The sequence below is a fragment of the Paractinoplanes globisporus DSM 43857 genome (assembly GCF_000379645.1).
GTDB lineage: Bacteria > Actinomycetota > Actinomycetes > Mycobacteriales > Micromonosporaceae > Actinoplanes > Actinoplanes globisporus.
The window spans coordinates 38,461-52,514 of record NZ_KB903322.1 but is presented as its reverse complement, the minus strand read 5'-3'; the positions used below and the strand labels follow the sequence as shown (position 1 = coordinate 52,514).

At 70.7% G+C, this 14,054-nt stretch carries 14 protein-coding genes; 4 read left to right on the top strand and 10 right to left on the bottom strand.

Annotated features, from left to right (window positions below):
• Nucleotides 1–82: 82 nt before the first annotated feature.
• From A3CQ_RS0134710 to A3CQ_RS63210, 5 genes are all read right to left on the bottom strand, one after another.
• Nucleotides 83–1,147, bottom strand: coding sequence for a TFIIB-type zinc ribbon-containing protein (locus tag A3CQ_RS0134710; protein WP_020515556.1), 1,065 nt, complete (start codon nt 1,145–1,147; stop codon nt 83–85).
• A gap of 7 nt (nt 1,148–1,154) precedes the next feature.
• Complete coding sequence (locus A3CQ_RS0134705; RefSeq protein WP_020515555.1) at nt 1,155–2,258, bottom strand: SPFH domain-containing protein; 1,104 nt, start codon at nt 2,256–2,258, stop codon at nt 1,155–1,157.
• Nucleotides 2,259–2,431: 173 nt separating this feature from the next.
• Nucleotides 2,432–3,094, bottom strand: a complete 663-nt coding sequence (locus A3CQ_RS0134700; protein WP_020515554.1) for a hypothetical protein — start codon at nt 3,092–3,094, stop codon at nt 2,432–2,434.
• Complete coding sequence (locus A3CQ_RS63215; protein WP_026206540.1) at nt 3,094–3,834, bottom strand: ElyC/SanA/YdcF family protein; 741 nt, start codon at nt 3,832–3,834, stop codon at nt 3,094–3,096. The genes A3CQ_RS0134700 and A3CQ_RS63215 overlap by 1 nt, the downstream gene beginning before the upstream one ends.
• A complete protein-coding gene (locus tag A3CQ_RS63210; protein ID WP_020515552.1) occupies nt 3,831–4,352 on the bottom strand; it encodes a hypothetical protein in 522 nt (173 codons plus the stop codon). The genes A3CQ_RS63215 and A3CQ_RS63210 overlap by 4 nt, the downstream gene beginning before the upstream one ends.
• 261 nt (nt 4,353–4,613) lie before the next feature.
• On the opposite strand from A3CQ_RS63210, the gene A3CQ_RS0134685 reads away from it, so the two are divergent.
• The 3 genes from A3CQ_RS0134685 to A3CQ_RS0134675 are packed head-to-tail and all read left to right on the top strand — an operon-like array spanning nt 4,614 to nt 8,151.
• Entirely contained in the window at nt 4,614–6,659 is a 2,046-nt protein-coding gene (locus tag A3CQ_RS0134685; RefSeq protein ID WP_020515551.1) for a sensor histidine kinase, read from the top strand.
• Nucleotides 6,656–7,312 (top strand): response regulator transcription factor, encoded by a 657-nt coding sequence (locus tag A3CQ_RS0134680; RefSeq protein WP_020515550.1) that lies wholly within the window; start codon nt 6,656–6,658, stop codon nt 7,310–7,312. The genes A3CQ_RS0134685 and A3CQ_RS0134680 overlap by 4 nt, the downstream gene beginning before the upstream one ends.
• Nucleotides 7,309–8,151: a glutamate ABC transporter substrate-binding protein gene (locus A3CQ_RS0134675; protein WP_020515549.1), complete on the top strand. Its 843-nt coding sequence runs from the start codon at nt 7,309–7,311 to the stop codon at nt 8,149–8,151. The genes A3CQ_RS0134680 and A3CQ_RS0134675 overlap by 4 nt, the downstream gene beginning before the upstream one ends.
• Nucleotides 8,152–8,155: 4 nt before the next feature.
• On the opposite strand, the gene A3CQ_RS0134670 is transcribed toward A3CQ_RS0134675, so the two are convergent.
• Together A3CQ_RS0134670 and A3CQ_RS0134665 are read right to left on the bottom strand one after the other, a co-directional pair.
• Nucleotides 8,156–8,506 (bottom strand): YciI family protein, encoded by a 351-nt coding sequence (locus tag A3CQ_RS0134670; RefSeq protein ID WP_020515548.1) that lies wholly within the window; start codon nt 8,504–8,506, stop codon nt 8,156–8,158.
• Between the two features lie 108 nt (nt 8,507–8,614).
• The gene (locus A3CQ_RS0134665; RefSeq protein WP_026206538.1) at nt 8,615–9,457 is read right to left on the bottom strand and encodes a phosphotransferase family protein; all 843 of its coding nucleotides are present in this window, start codon (nt 9,455–9,457) and stop codon (nt 8,615–8,617) included.
• 59 nt (nt 9,458–9,516) lie between these two features.
• Here A3CQ_RS0134665 and A3CQ_RS0134660 point away from each other — a divergent pair, with 59 nt between their 5' ends.
• Nucleotides 9,517–10,218 (top strand): phosphatase PAP2 family protein, encoded by a 702-nt coding sequence (locus tag A3CQ_RS0134660; RefSeq protein WP_020515546.1) that lies wholly within the window; start codon nt 9,517–9,519, stop codon nt 10,216–10,218.
• 322 nt (nt 10,219–10,540) lie between these two features.
• On the opposite strand, the gene A3CQ_RS0134655 is transcribed toward A3CQ_RS0134660, so the two are convergent.
• From A3CQ_RS0134655 to A3CQ_RS0134645, 3 genes are all read right to left on the bottom strand, one after another.
• Complete coding sequence (locus A3CQ_RS0134655) at nt 10,541–11,959, bottom strand: COG1470 family protein (protein ID WP_020515545.1); 1,419 nt, start codon at nt 11,957–11,959, stop codon at nt 10,541–10,543.
• Nucleotides 11,960–11,992: 33 nt separating this feature from the next.
• A complete protein-coding gene (locus A3CQ_RS0134650; RefSeq protein WP_020515544.1) occupies nt 11,993–13,471 on the bottom strand; it encodes a mannitol dehydrogenase family protein in 1,479 nt (492 codons plus the stop codon).
• A gap of 63 nt (nt 13,472–13,534) precedes the next feature.
• On the bottom strand, nt 13,535–14,047 hold the full coding sequence (locus tag A3CQ_RS0134645; RefSeq protein ID WP_020515543.1) for an OsmC family protein: 513 nt from the start codon (nt 14,045–14,047) through the stop codon (nt 13,535–13,537).
• Nucleotides 14,048–14,054: the final 7 nt, after the last annotated feature.

The window sequence follows — 14,054 nt, the reverse complement described above, 5'->3', positions numbered from 1 at the left end:
ATGTATTACACGCTGGAAACAGGCGTATTTCTGGAATACAGCGAAATCAGATGCTTTACGGGAATAAGTCCGATGTAACGAGCTATTTGCTCATCGCGATCGCGACGACGATGGCGGTGATGAGCAGGAGCGCGGCGACGATGGCGAGGGTGATCTTCGCGGCGCTGTAGGGGCGTTCGCCGACCACCTCGGCCGTGCGGCCGTTGACCATGATGTTGTAGGTGTGGCCGGCGTGCAGGTAGCAGGCGATCCAGACGGGCAGCAGCATGAGCTTGAAGGTCACGTCGCCGTACTGGGTCTGCACCTGTTGCACGCGCTGCTCGTCGCCGCCGATGTCGTCGCGGCAGTCCTGCTCGATGACCGGGGCCATCCGGGCCTTCGCCGTCTCCAGGCCGTTCTCCGGCTCGACGTCGTAGCGCAGGGTGTCGTGACCGGCCAGGTACTCCGGGCGGTACGGCTCGGACTCCGGCAGTGGCCACGGCTCGAGCTTGTCCAGGTGCTGAGTGGTGACCCGGGTCGTGCCGGTGATCAGTACGTCGTCGAAGTCGCGGGACACCACGCCGCTCGCCGGCCGCCAGCGGGTCTTCTGCACCTGGCGGGTCTTGGTCTCGCCGTTCTCCGTGTACGTCTCGCTGACCCAGTAGTGGTCGCCCCGCTCGCCCCAGTAGTTGGAGACCGTGCGGGCGTCGTACGTCCAATGGGGTAGGTAGGTGCTGTGCGACGACTCCGCCGCGGTCACCTTCTTGAGACTGTTCGGGGCGAACCATCGCGAGGACGCCCAGCCCTTCAGCGCCTCGCGCAGGGCGGACCGGTCGACCACGAACGGCAGCACGCCCTCGGGCACCACCTGGTCGGCCGGGGAGACGTCGGCGACCAGCGGCGCTCCGCAGAACTGACAGCGGTCGGAGATCTTGTCGCTCTGGGTGACGGCGCCGCAGCCCTGGCAGGTGAAGGCGTGCGGCGCCAGCGCCGAGATCGGCTTGCGAGGCAGACCGGCGAACTCGGCGTACGAATGCTCGCGGATGTGCCGCCCGGTGGGCGCGAGTGGAGTCTCGGCGCCGCAGTACGGGCATTTGAGGACGGTCGTGCCCGGCGCGAACTCGACGTTCGCCCCGCAGTTGGAACACGGGTACTGCGTCTGGCTCATCGGCGGGTCAGCCCTGCGGGGGGAGCGGCGGCGGCACCTGGGCGAACACGCCGGCCAGCTCGGCGACCTGGCCGGCGGCGGTCCACGCCGCCATGCCGTTCTTCCAGACCAGCGTCTCGCGGCGCAGCGTTCCGCTCGCGGCCAGACCGGCAAGACCACTTTGATCGTACGGACCCTGCTGCTGCCCGTTGACGCCGACGAACCATTCGGCCGTGGCCGGGAGCGGCGGCGGCCCGGTCGGCGGCGGGGCACTGGCCGGCGTGTTCATCGCCTGGGTCGCCCGCTGGCCCGCGGCCATGCCGAGGCCGAAACCGAACGCCTCGCCCGCCCCGCCCGGGTTGTTGGCGGCGTCCTCCATCGCGTTCGCCGCCTGGAACTTGGTGTAGCTGTCCAGGTTGCCGACCACGCCGATCGAGGTGCGCTTGTCGAGGGCCTCCTCGACCTCCGGCGGCACCGAGATGTTCTCGATGATGAATCTCGGGATCGCGATGCCGCTGGGCGCGAGCTCGTCGGTGAGCACGGTGGCGAGGCTGGCGCCGATCGTCTGCTGCTTGGCGGCCAGGTCGAGCATCGGCACGTTCGCGGTGGCCAGGGCGCTGCCGAGGTGGCTGACCACCAGCTGGCGCAGGTACTCCTGGACCTCCTCGGTGCGGAACTGCGGGTCGGTGCCGACCAGTTCGCGCAGCAACGCGGCCGGGTCGGCGACCCGCATGGCGAACGCGCCGAACGCGCGCAGGCGGACCGCGCCGAACTCGGGGTCGCGCACGATGACCGGGTTCTGGGTGCCCCACTTCATGTCGGTGAACTGCCGGGTGCTGACGAAGTACACCTCGGCCTTCCAGGGCGACTCGAAGCCGTACTTCCAGCCCTTGAGGGTCGACAGGATCGGCATGTTCTGCGTCGTCAGGGTGTGCGTGCCCGGCGTGAAGACGTCGGCGACCTGCCCCTCGTTGACGAAGACGGCGGCCTGCGACTCGCGGACGATGAGCTTGGCGCCCATCTTGATCTCGTTCTCGTACCGGGGGAACCGCCAGACGATGGTGTCCCGACTGTCGTCGAGCCACTCGATGATGTCGATCAGCTCACCCTTGAGCTTGTCCCACAGACCCATGCGGACTCCTCGGCGTCCCAGCCACGCGCTGATCATCGTGCGGCGACGACGCTATCAACCCCCGGCCAGCGTCGCCGCGCGGCCTCCCGGTGAGTATCGCCTGATGAATGGCGTGCCGAGCTGATTTCGCCACCCTCGTCTGCCGGATTCCGGACACTCGGCCGGCAGAGTGCTCAGGCGCGATAGCCGTCGAACAGCGGGCCGCCGCCGTCGGCCAGGACCTGAGTGGCGAGCTCGGCCGGTTCGTCGCGAGCCGCCAGCCACCGCGCGGCGAAGTCGGGGTCGAGCTCCCGCAGCTCCCGGAGCAGCCATTTGCCCCCGCTGACCCAGCGCCCGGCGAACGCGAGCGCGGCCTTTCCGGCCTCGAACCACAAAACCGAGGCGATGACCGTACGCTCGCCCGGGTCGACGACGTGGGTGAAGTCGTCGAGCACGTCGGTCAGGCCGTACCGGAGTCCGTCCCGCTCGGCCTCGGTCAGCGGCGGCGGCCCCTCGGCCAGCACTCGGGCGCACCGGGCGGGCAGCTCGCCCGGGTCGCCCAGCACCGTCACGCCCTGGGCGATCATCCGATGCGTGCTGGGCTTCCGCTTGGCCAGCTCGCTCGCCATGAAGCCCGCGAGGCTGTCGGCGGTGTTGACGAACAGTTCCACCGGCCAGCCGCGGTAGTGCAGGCTCTCGCGATGACTCGGCTCGCTCTCCTGAAGCACGACGATGTCCAGGTCGGAGCCGGCGGTCCGGTGCGGACCGAGCACACTGCCGGTCAGGATCGCCCAGGTGGCGTGGGGGAACCGCCCGGCCACGATTTCCCGGGCGGTGAACTCCGGATCCGGGGCCATCAGCCTGCCCATCTCGCGTCGGCCACGCGGGCCGTGAAGCCGGCGGAGAGGTGTTCGGCCGCCAGCCGGACCTCGGCCGGCACATCGACGTGCGCGATGAAGCCTCGCCCGGCCGGGCCGTATCCGTTCGCGTCGTCGGTCAGCCGGCGCACCTCGCCCAGCAGCAGCGAGACGTACCGGTCGAGCGGCCACATGCCGGCCGGCGGATCCACGTACGCCAGCGCGTCGTCGACGAGGGTCCGGTGCGCGGCGTAGTTGACTATCCGGGTCGAGGGCGCGGTCTGCCGGCGGAAACCCGCATCCATCCGCTGCTGCATCGTCGCGTCCTGCACCAAAACCAGCCATTCATGCCGTACGCCCTCGGCCCGCAGCACGGCGAGCGCATTGGTGACGTTGTTGCCGCAGTTCGTCGACTCCTGCTCGAGCAGATCGACGGCCAGGCCGTACCGCCGTCGCAGGTACCGATCGAAGAGCGCCGCCTCGGTCAGTGCCGAGTCGTCCGAGCCCATCGCCCGCCGCAGCGCGTCCGTCGTGTGCCCCTGCCCGCCCACGATCAGGTACCGCCGGGCCGCCCCGGCCCGCATCGCCGCCGCGAACACATCGGCCCCGGCCAGGATGCTGCCGCCGAAGAGGATCGCGACGTCGACCACGCCTCCCAGCGCGGCCGGCGTCAGCTCGGCGACATCCCGGCGGGCACAGAACCGTACGAGCGTGTTGACACTCCACGCGGCTTGACTCACGAGCCCAGCCTGCCACCGCCGGCCACGGTCGCCCGTCCCGTCGCTCGCCTCGAGGGCAGCGACGGCCACACGAAGGCCGCGTTCTCGACGCACTTGACGAGTTCGGCGACCGCCTCGGCCTGGCCCATCCGATCCAGCCGGACGCGGATCTCGAGGGTCTGCAGCTGGGCCTGGACGCTCCGTGCGGCCTTGACCTGCTCGTCGACGTTGTGCGACCGCAACAGCTGGGTGGCGATCGTGGCGGCGAGCGAACACATCGCGGCACCGCCGCACAGCAACTGCCACGCCGGCGAGGCCAGTCCGAAGACGTCGCCCAGCCACGTCGCGAACGACCGGCCGCCCAGGGCCGGCGCCGCGGTCAGGAACGTGGCGAGTGCGGCGGCGACGAGAGAGACGTTGATCAGCAAGCGCCGGCGCGAGCAGGCGATGCGTAAGTAGGCGTCCGTGCGCTCGCGTAGATCGCGGATGGTGACGAGCAGGTCGGCGGATGGTCCGGACGCGATGTTGAGGGTTGACATGAGATCCTCCCGGCGACGGGCCTGGTGGTGCACTCCGACGGTGCGCTGCCCGCCCGGCCGGGCGCATGAGCCGGGCGTCCCCTCGGGGCCGGGCATCGCACCCGGCGGACGCTCCGGGCCGTCGCGTCCACCCGGGACGGCGGGACCGCGGTCCCGGGCCGGCCGGGATGATCGCCCGGTCCAGGCAGGACATTCGCACTGGAGGGCGGCTCGCCACGGGCACAGACTGTGGTGGTGAGGTTCGCCCGGTTGGGTGCGGCATTGGCAGCGACGTCCTCGGTCGTCGTGGTCGCCGTCGCGTGGCGGAAGATCCTCCGGCCGAGCGAGGAGACCTGGTTCTTCGCGCCCGAGCCGTTCACCGGGCCCGCCTTCGTGCTCGCCTGCGGTGTGCTGGCCCTGGTCTGGGCGATCGTCGGCGCGATTCTCGCCGCGGTACGACCACGCAACGCGATCGGCTGGCTGGTTCTCGGGGTGGGCGCGTCCCAGGCGGCGGCGGTGTGCATCACCGCCTACAGCGGGTACGGCCTGCTGGGCAGTTCGCCGTCGTGGGGAGCCTATTTCGGGCCCGCGCTCTACCTGCCCGGATGGCTGATCCCGCCGACCCTGCTGCTGGCCCTCTATCCGGACGGCCGGCTGCCCGGCGCCTGGTGGCGGTGGCCGGTCGGCACGGCCACGCTCTCGATCGTCATCCTGATGCTCTGCATCCCGTTCCCGGTCGTCGATCCGGTGTCGACGTCGGGCTGGGGAATGGTGCCGCGATTCCCGCAGCGACTGGCCGACGTCCTGGTCCCCGGCCCCCGCGTCTACGAGCTCGGTGTCTTCCTGTCGACCGACCTCAATGCCAGGATTCCCGCCGTGCCGCCGGCGTGGGCGCAGTGGAGCCGGATCAGCTCCTGGATCTTCACGCCGCTCCTGGTGATCTCGATGATCACCATCTGGATCGGTACCGTCCTGCGGCTCTACCGTGCGCAGTTTCCCCGCCGCCAGCAGCTCGCCCTGCTGGTCTGCGTGGTGATGCCGTTCCTCGCGGCCTCGTTCTTCGTCTCGACCACCTTCGCCAACGTGCTGACGCTGTTGCCCCTGCTGCTCGTCCCGATCGCCGTGGCGGTCGGGGTACTCCGCTACCGGCTGTTCGGCATCGAGACGGTGCTGCGGCGGGGACTCGTCTACGGCATGTACACGTCGGTCGTCGTGGCCGCCTACCTGGGCGTCACGGCCGCGGCCGGCGCGGTCGTCGGCGCCGCGCTGGACAGCCGGCCGCTACCTGGCGTGATCGCGGCGGCGGCCGTGGCGGTCGCGCTCGCACCGGCCCGTGACCGGCTTCAACGGGCCGCCGACCGCCTGTTGTACGGCCAGCGCGGCGACCCGATCCAGGCCCTGACCTCGCTCGGTGAACGGGTCGCCGGGACCGGACAGGGCGACCTGCTGGCCGCGGCCCTCACCAGTGTCACGGCCGCGGTGCACGCGCCGGGCGCGAGCCTGATCGGACCCGACGGCCGCCGGCTGGCCCTGGTCGGCGCGGACGAGGACGACATTCCCACCACGAACCTGCCCCTGCAGTTCGGCGGCACCGCGCTCGGCGAGGTGCGCGTGCAGCCGCGCCGGCCGGGCGAGACCTACACCACGGCCGACGTACGACTGCTCGCGGTGCTCGGCCTCCAGGTCGCGGTGGTGCTCCGGGCCTATCAGCTCACCGAGCAACTGGAGGCGGAACGGGACCGGGTGGTCACGGCGGCCGAGGCGGAGCGCGACCGGCTCCGGGCCGACATGCACGACGGGCTCGGACCGTCGCTCTCCGGCATCGGCCTCGGACTGGAAGCCCTGGCCGACAACGATCAGAACCCGCTACTGCGCCGCATCCAGGACGAGGTGGCGGTCGCCCTGGCCGAGGTCCGCCGCATCGTGGACGACCTGCGCCCGGCCGCACTGGACACCATGACGCTGTCGGAGGCGATCCGCCGGCACGCCGCGACGGTGTCGTCCAAGGTGCCGGTCTCGCTGACCGAATCCGCCCTGCCGCTCCTGCCGGCAGACGTCGAGAACGCCGCGTACCGGATCACGACGGAGGCACTCACGAACGTCGCCCGGCACGCCGATGCCCGGCACGTGCGGGTGAGCGTCGCCGCGCCGGACGGCGCTCTTCGCATCGTGGTCGCGGACGACGGGTGCGGCACCCGGTCGGCCGTTGCCGGAATCGGGCTGACCTCCATGCGCCGGCGCGCGGAGAGCCTGGGCGGCCGCCTGGAGATCAGCTCGGGAAGCACCGGCACCACCGTCACCGCCACGCTGCCGCTGGAGCCGTCATGACCAGTCCCGTCCGGGTCGTCCTCGCCGACGACCACCCGATGTTCCGCTACGGACTCATCTCGGCGATCGCGGCCAACCCGGAGATCGAGATCGTCGGCGAGGCCGCCGACGGCCGGCAGCTGCTGAAGCTCGTCGACGACACCGAGCCGGACGTCGTGGTCACCGACCTCACCATGCCGGACATGGACGGGGCCGCGGCCACTCGCGCCATACTCGCCCGGCACCCGGAGACCAAGGTGCTCGTCCTGACCATGCACGACGAGAACCAGGCGCTGATCGGTGCGCTTCGCGCGGGCGCCCGGGGCTATCTGCTCAAGGGCGCCGACCGTACGGAGATCACCCGTGCGATTCTCGCGGTCGCGGCGGGGGAGTCCGTGTACGGCACCGGCATCGCCCACCGCATCAGCGACTTCTTCATCGGCGCCGACCAGGACCGTGCGGCGACCGTGTTCCCGGAGCTGACCGATCGGGAACGGCAGGTACTCAAGCTAGTGGCGGCCGGGTGCGGCAACCATGACATCGCCCGCCGGCTCGCTCTGTCGGAGAAGACCGTCCGCAACCACGTCTCGGCGATCCTCTTCAAGCTGCACGCCGGCGACCGGGCCGCCGCGGTGGCCAAGGCACGAGATGCCGGCTTCGGTGACCCGTCATGAATCGCCTGGCCGTCGCCCTCGCTGTCGTCGCGCTGCTGGCCCTTCCCGCCTGCGATTCGCCGGAATTCGTGGACTTCCCGGCCGGCACCACCATGCACCGGCTCCAGCACAGCGGGCGGATCCGCATCGGGGTGAAGGCCGACCAGCCCAGTCTCGGGTTCCTCAATCCGGCGACCAACCAGTACGAGGGCTTCGACGTCGAGCTCGCCACCATCGTGGCCGCCGAGCTCGGCCTGAGCCGCAAACAGATCACCTTCGTCACCACGACATCCCGGGTCCGCGAGGACTATCTCGTCCAGGGCCGGGTCGACATCGTCGTCGCGTCGTACTCGATGAGCGATCGCCGCCGAGCCGTCGTCGGGCAGGCCGGGCCGTACTTCAAAACCGGCCAGCAACTGCTGGTCCGGCGGGCCGAGAAGAACGTCATCACCGGCCCGGAAAAGATCCGCGGGGGCCGGGTCTGCTCGGTTTCCGGCTCGACCTCGATCGACCGGTGGCGGCAGCTCTACGGAACCACGCCGGAGATCGCCGACAACTACACCAAATGCGTGCAGCGCCTGCTGACCCGTTCGGTCGACGGCGTCACCACGGACGGCGTCGTGCTGCTCGGCTACGTGGCCCAGCTTCCGACAAAACTGGCCGTGGTCGGGCCCGAGTTCTCGGTCGACGCGTACGGAATCGGCTATCCCAAGGGCGACCGGGCGCTCTGCGATTTCCTCAGCGGCGTGATCACGAAGGTCGAGCACGACGGGCGCTGGAACAAGGCCTTCAAGGAGACGCTCGGGCAGGCCGCCGTCGCCGCGCCGCCCAAGCCTGCGGTCGAGCCCTGCCGCGACTGACCGCTCAGAGCCGCGGCTTGAAGCGGCGGACCTCCTGGGGCCAGCCGCACGCCTCCGCGATCCGGCCGGCCCAGATCCGGGCCGTCTCCTCGTCGGGGACGTTCACGATGGTCAGTCCGCCCAGGAACTCCTTGGTCTCGGCGTAGGGCCCGTCGGTGAACAACAGTGCGCCGCTCGTGGCGTCGGCGCTGAAGACCGGGCCGTCCTCTTCCTCCAGGCCGCCGGCGTAGACGTACGCTCCGGTGGCCTTGATCTCGTCGACGACCGCCCTGGAGAGGGGCCCGCGCCCGCGGAACCACTCCTCGCTGTGGTCACCCACCCACTGCTGGTTGAAGTAGATGAGGTACTCGGGCATGGTTGCTCCCTCTGCTCGGCCGGACCCGGCGTCCGCCTCCACCTAACCTACGAACGGCGTCCGGCCGATACGACACCGTCGGGCCGGAATTTCGGAGCCGGGGGGCGATCAGAGCTGGGCGAGCGCGGCTCGCAGGAAGTCGTCGCGGCGGCGGGTGGCGCGGGGGCTGTACAGCTCGGTCGGCGTGTTGAGGGCGGCCACGGCATCCCAGTACGGCACGTCCCCGGCCCGCGCGCCGCCGGCCCGCTCCCAGCCCTCCTGCACGTGGCGGGGCGCGTCGTCGTCGTACAGGATCGCGGCTTGTTTGCGTAGTTCGCCCAGGTCCACACCGGGATTCCCGACGCCGGCCGTCTTCCAGTCGATCAAGGCGTCGACCCGGTCGCCGGTGATGATCGTGTTGCCCGGCCATACGTCGCCGTGCACGAAGCGGACGGGGGCGGCGGGGGGCTTGATCGCCTGGATTCGGCTGTCGGCTCGTTCGAGCAGCGACGTGCTCGGCATCCGGCCGATGCGGCGGTCATGGGCGAAGTCGTCGACCGCGATCGGGCGAGGACGGAACGGGAGCCGGGGCTGCGCGTCGATGACGACGGTGTGCACCTGCGCCATCGCCGTGCCCGCCGACCGCAGCAGTTCCACGGAGGAAGCCGCCGGCCAGGTGCTCGTTCCCGGCAGGACGGTCTCCACGCTGGCCGGCAGCGAGAGATCGGCCGCGAGCAGGCGCGGAGCCGGCAGCCCGTGCCGCTCGGCGACCTCGAGCGCCGCCGCGTTGGTCGCGATCTGGCCGGGGGTGATGCGGCTGCTCGGATAGCGCATGATCACCGCGTACGCCGGGCCGCCGGGCGCCGCCACCTCGATCCACCACGGACTTTCCCCGTCGTGCAGCGAGCGAACGGATCTGATCGTCAAACGGCCGCCGAGCTGGGCCTGTAGCCACGCCCGATGCCTACCCATCCCGCACCGGCCGACGATAGCAGGCTTGAAAGGGGCGCGGATCGGGTAGACCGCGGTCCATGCCCGAATTAGCCACCGCTGCCCGGCAGCACCTGGACGCCCCCCACCTGGCCTGGTTCGCCAAGCGGATCCTGCTCCCGCTCGCCGTGCTGCAGTTCGGGATGATCGGGCTCGGCCTGCTGGTCACGAAGGCGCTCGACGACGTCTGGCCGTTCACGGTCGAGGACGGACTCAACCGCTACTTCGCCGCACACCGCACCGATCCGCTCAACAAGGTGACCGCGTTCTTCAGCCTGGTCGGCAGCACGCCAGTGATCATCGGCGTCACCGCGATCGCCGCGTTCATCCTGCTCCGCACGCTGCACAGCTGGCGGGAGCCCATCTTCCTGTGCGCCGCCGTGAGCGCCCAGGCGATCGTCTTCTTCTTCACGACGCTGGTGATCGACCGCCAACGCCCGGAGGTACAGCACCTCGACAACTCCCCGCCGACCTCGAGCTTCCCGTCCGGCCACACCTCGGCCGCGGTCGCCCTGTACGCCGGCCTCGCCCTCATCCTGGTGATGAGGACGCGCAAGTGGGTCTTCTGGGCGCTGGTGCTCGTCCCGGTCTGCGTGGCCATCTCTCGCCTCTACCGCGGCATGCACCACCCGAGCGACGTCACCGCGTCCTTCGTGAACGGCGCCCTCTGCATCACGATCATGGCAACGGCGATCCTGGGAACGAAACGACTCAGGTCAGGGGCATCGACCGGATCATCGTGATCGCGGCACGCGCGACCGAACCGAGCAGATCGGTGGCGCCGTCACCGCTGAAGCTCCCCGCGGGCGGAAAGATCGTCCCAGGAAACGAGCCCCAGCGCGCCCGATGAGTTTCGTACGGCGGTGACCACGGTGCGTAAGTTGGGGGCACAACTCACCTCGCGCGCGCCACTGCCGTAGCCGACCTTTGAGTGGCAACTCTCCGCGGCGTGCTGTACCCGAATGTAATCGCCCTGGAAGTCTGTCGGAGGTCGGACTGGCATGGACGTGGCAGTGTCGTCGGCGGACCCGGCAGCGCGGGTACCGCAGAGATCGCGGTGAACGCTCAGGCCAGCGGAGCGAACCGGATCTTCGTGACGGCGACCGGGGTTCCGGCCGCGCCGGCGACGGCCGGCTTGAGCAGGATCTGGTCGATGCCGCCGTGCTTGGCCGCGTCCTCGGCCGAGACGGTCAGGGTCGGTGCCGCGCCCCGCTGGAGGTCCTTGAAGGTGACCTCCATGTCCAGCGTGTTCGGGGTGAACGGCGTGACCTGGAGGCCCCCGGCCGGCTTGTCCGGCAGGAACGCGATCAGCATCGGCACCTGGTGACACTGGGTCGGGTCGTCCGGCGAGCTCGACGTCAGGAACCGCTGGCCGCTGACCGGGTCGGTGACCACCGCGGTGCTGCGGGCGTTCTGGCAGCCGGCCACGGCGATCGTGCCGGGGTCGGCGCTCACCAGGAAGCCGTCGTTGCGGAACGCGTCGCTCGGCACCACGCCGTCCTGCGGCTTCGTGAGGTCGACCTCGCGGACGCCGCCGCCGTTGTTCGCCGTCGCGGCCGCGGAGGTGGGCGGCGCGGACGTCTGCGCGGCCGAGGACGCCGGCGGCGCCGCGGCCGAGGCGGGAGCGGAGGCGGCCGTCGGCGGCGCGGCGCTGGGCTGTTGTTGCTGGGCGGCCGTCGTGGCGGCCGCGGTCGGCGGCGTCTGGACGGCCGCCGTCGGGTCGGGCTTGTCGTTCTTCTTGGCGATCAGGGCCGGCACCGCGATCGCCGCGGCCAGCACCACCACGCCGGCCGCGATCCCGGCGAACTTCAGCAGCTTGGGCGCGAACCGCGGCTGCTGAATGAACGACGCCGTCCCGGTCACCGGCACCGCTCCCGGCATGTCGGGCTGGGCGGTGATGGTCAGTTGGCGCTGCTTCTCCTTGTTCCACGGCACCGGCGCCGACACCGCCAGCAGCGCCCGGGCCGCCGCGCCCGGCGGCAGATCGAGGTAGTTCGGCTGGAAGGCCGCGCTGACCCGCCGCTCGGGATCGGTCGCCGTCAGGTAGAGCCGCACCGGCGCGTTGCCGCCGTTCGCCACCTCGACCGTGAACTGGCCGCTGCCGCCGCCGTTGACCACCTCGGGCGTCGTCCGCAGGGTGATCTGCTCGACGCTGGCCAGCTGGATCGGCACCTCGACGCAGCGGGACACGTCGTGCCGGTACGGCGATCGCACCAGCGCGCCGACCACGTAGGTGCCGGCCGGGGGCGGGGGCTGCACGGGCAGCGTGATCCGCACGGTGAGCGTCGCGCTCTCCGTGGGGCGCAGCTTGGCCACCTCGGGCTCGGCCCGCACGGTGGCGCCGTCCGGCAGCCCGATCATCTCGACGCCGTAGTGCTCCACGATGTCGCTCGCGTTGCGCACGGTGACGTCGAACTGAAGGTTGTCGCCCGGCGAGGCCTCGGCCTGCTCCGGCGCGACGTTGACACGCAGCGGCAGGGTCACCGGCTCATGCTGTCACCCCGGCACAACCGAGAGCTATACAAGACCCGACACGAGATCTTCGAGGGTCGCTCTCGCTCCCTTGTGGTGCAGGCTCGACAACACGGAGGTGTACGCCGACGCGAAGCGCTCGTTGTCGGCCAGGTCGCCGAAGACGTCGCGGTCCTGGATGAAGGCGAGCGGTTCCGAGCGTTGGCGGGCGGCGGCCGCCATGAGCCGGTCGCGGAGCTGGTCGACGACCTCGATCGGCTCGCCCTGTTCGTCGACGCCCTCGGCGTACCGGGCCCAGGAGGCCACGATCGCCGTCGCCAGCAGGATGTCGCCGCCGGTGTCCAGGTTGCGCCGGATGACCGGGAGCACCCATTTCGGGATCCGGTCGGAGCTTTCCGCGCACAGCCGGGCCACGGTGTCGCGTACCTGCGCGTTGGAGAACCGGTCGATCAGCTGATGCTGATATTCCCGCAGGTCGACCCCCGGCACCGGCTCCAGCGTCGGAGTCGCTTCCTTTTCCATGTACGCGAGGAGGAAGCGCGCGAAAAGGGGATCCTGGGCGGCCTCGTGGACCAGGCGGTACCCGGCCAGCCAGGCGAAGTAGCACAGCCCCTGGTGGGAGGCGTTGAGCAGGCGCAACTTCATCAGCTCGTACGGCTCGACGTCCGGCACCACCTGCACGCCGGCGTCCTCGAACGGCGGCCGCCCGTTGCCGAAGCTGTCCTCGAGCACCCACTGGGTGAACGGCTCGCACACCACCGGCCAGCCGTCGTCGACGCCGAAGCGGGCGCGCACCTGCTCCCGGTCGTCGTCCGTGGTCACCGGCGTGATCCGGTCGACCATGCTGTTCGGGAAACGCACCTCGCCGGCCACGTACGACGCCAGCCCGGGGTCGCGCAGCCGCGCGTACGCGACGAAGCTGCGCCTCGCGGCCTCGCCGTTCCCCTGGATGTTGTCGCAGCTCATGATGGTGAAGGGCGGAAGCCCGCGCTCCCGCCGCCGCTCGATGGCCGCCGTGATCAGCCCGAACGTGGTCTTCGGCTTGGCGCCCGGTTGGAGGTCGTGCCGCACGTCCGGGTTGTCGGCCATGAACTCGCCGGTGACCGCGTTGAAGTTGTACCCGCCCTCGGTGACCGTCAGCGAGACGATCCGGATCTCGGGCGAGGCCATCTTCTCGATCACGGCCTCGGGGTCGTCGGGGGCGTACAGGTACTCCACGATCGAGCCGATCACCCGCGCGTCGAGCCCGCCGCCGGGCGCCTTCACCACGAGCGTGTAAAGCCCGTCCTGCGCCCGCAGCACGTCCCGCATCCGCTGGTCGGCCGGCATCACCCCGACCCCACAGATCGCCCAGTCGTACGCCTGGCCCGCGCTCATCAGCCGGTCGAGGTACATAGCCTCGTGGGCGCGGTGGAAACCACCGACCCCGAAGTGCACGATGCCGGCGGTCAGCGCGGACCGGTCGTACGAGGGAACGGAAAGGTCTTTGAGGGAAGCGAGCGTGGCGTCGCTGAGGGGCAGCATCTTCGGTGACCTCCCGGGGGACCTGGTGGCGGTGACCCTCAGCATCCCACCGCGACCCCTAGGTCACCGGCGACCGACACCGTTGATCTTCTGCCCGCCCGCGGTCACGGTCGTCGCCACCGCATTGGGCTTGAGAAGTGCCAGGTAGATGGGGCAACGGGCGGTCCAGGCGTCGGCGAGCTCGCGCAGGCGCTCCTCCGTTTCGGGCGACTCGATGTTGATCTCAATCGCGAGATCGCCCAGATCGGGCACGGCCCCGTCCATGCCGAGCAGCCCGCGGGCGTCGGTGGAGCAGCGGGCGGTCGCGGTGACGTCGTCGATCTTCACGCCGAGCTGCGGGGCCAGCGTGTCGTGCAGGAAGGCGACGGCACAGCCGGCCAGCGCGCCCAGCAGGTACGCGGTCGGGCTCGGCGCCAGGTTGGTGCCGCCGACGGCCGGGGCGAGGTCGGCGTCCCAGTTGAACGGGCCGGCCGACAACCGGGCCCGGCCGTTGACGAGGGTGGCGGTGACGGCCGGCGCGGAACGACCGGCGGACGGGTCGGCGGTGAACTTCTCGATGCTCGCTGCGATGGTCATGCCCCGA

Excerpts from the sequence above, each read along its gene's own strand:
- A3CQ_RS0134710 (WP_020515556.1), bottom strand. The coding sequence starts at position 1,147 with ATGAGCCAGACGCAGTACCCGTGTTCCAACTGCGGGGCGAACGTCGAG.
- A3CQ_RS0134705 (WP_020515555.1), bottom strand. The coding sequence starts at position 2,258 with ATGGGTCTGTGGGACAAGCTCAAGGGTGAGCTGATCGACATCATCGAG.
- A3CQ_RS0134700 (WP_020515554.1), bottom strand. The coding sequence starts at position 3,094 with ATGGCCCCGGATCCGGAGTTCACCGCCCGGGAAATCGTGGCCGGGCGG.
- A3CQ_RS63210 (WP_020515552.1), bottom strand. The coding sequence starts at position 4,352 with ATGTCAACCCTCAACATCGCGTCCGGACCATCCGCCGACCTGCTCGTC.
- A3CQ_RS0134680 (WP_020515550.1), top strand. The coding sequence starts at position 6,656 with ATGACCAGTCCCGTCCGGGTCGTCCTCGCCGACGACCACCCGATGTTC.
- A3CQ_RS0134675 (WP_020515549.1), top strand. The coding sequence starts at position 7,309 with ATGAATCGCCTGGCCGTCGCCCTCGCTGTCGTCGCGCTGCTGGCCCTT.
- A3CQ_RS0134670 (WP_020515548.1), bottom strand. The coding sequence starts at position 8,506 with ATGCCCGAGTACCTCATCTACTTCAACCAGCAGTGGGTGGGTGACCAC.
- A3CQ_RS0134665 (WP_026206538.1), bottom strand. The coding sequence starts at position 9,457 with ATGGGTAGGCATCGGGCGTGGCTACAGGCCCAGCTCGGCGGCCGTTTG.
- A3CQ_RS0134660 (WP_020515546.1), top strand. The coding sequence starts at position 9,517 with ATGCCCGAATTAGCCACCGCTGCCCGGCAGCACCTGGACGCCCCCCAC.
- A3CQ_RS0134650 (WP_020515544.1), bottom strand. The coding sequence starts at position 13,471 with ATGCTGCCCCTCAGCGACGCCACGCTCGCTTCCCTCAAAGACCTTTCC.
- A3CQ_RS0134645 (WP_020515543.1), bottom strand. The coding sequence starts at position 14,047 with ATGACCATCGCAGCGAGCATCGAGAAGTTCACCGCCGACCCGTCCGCC.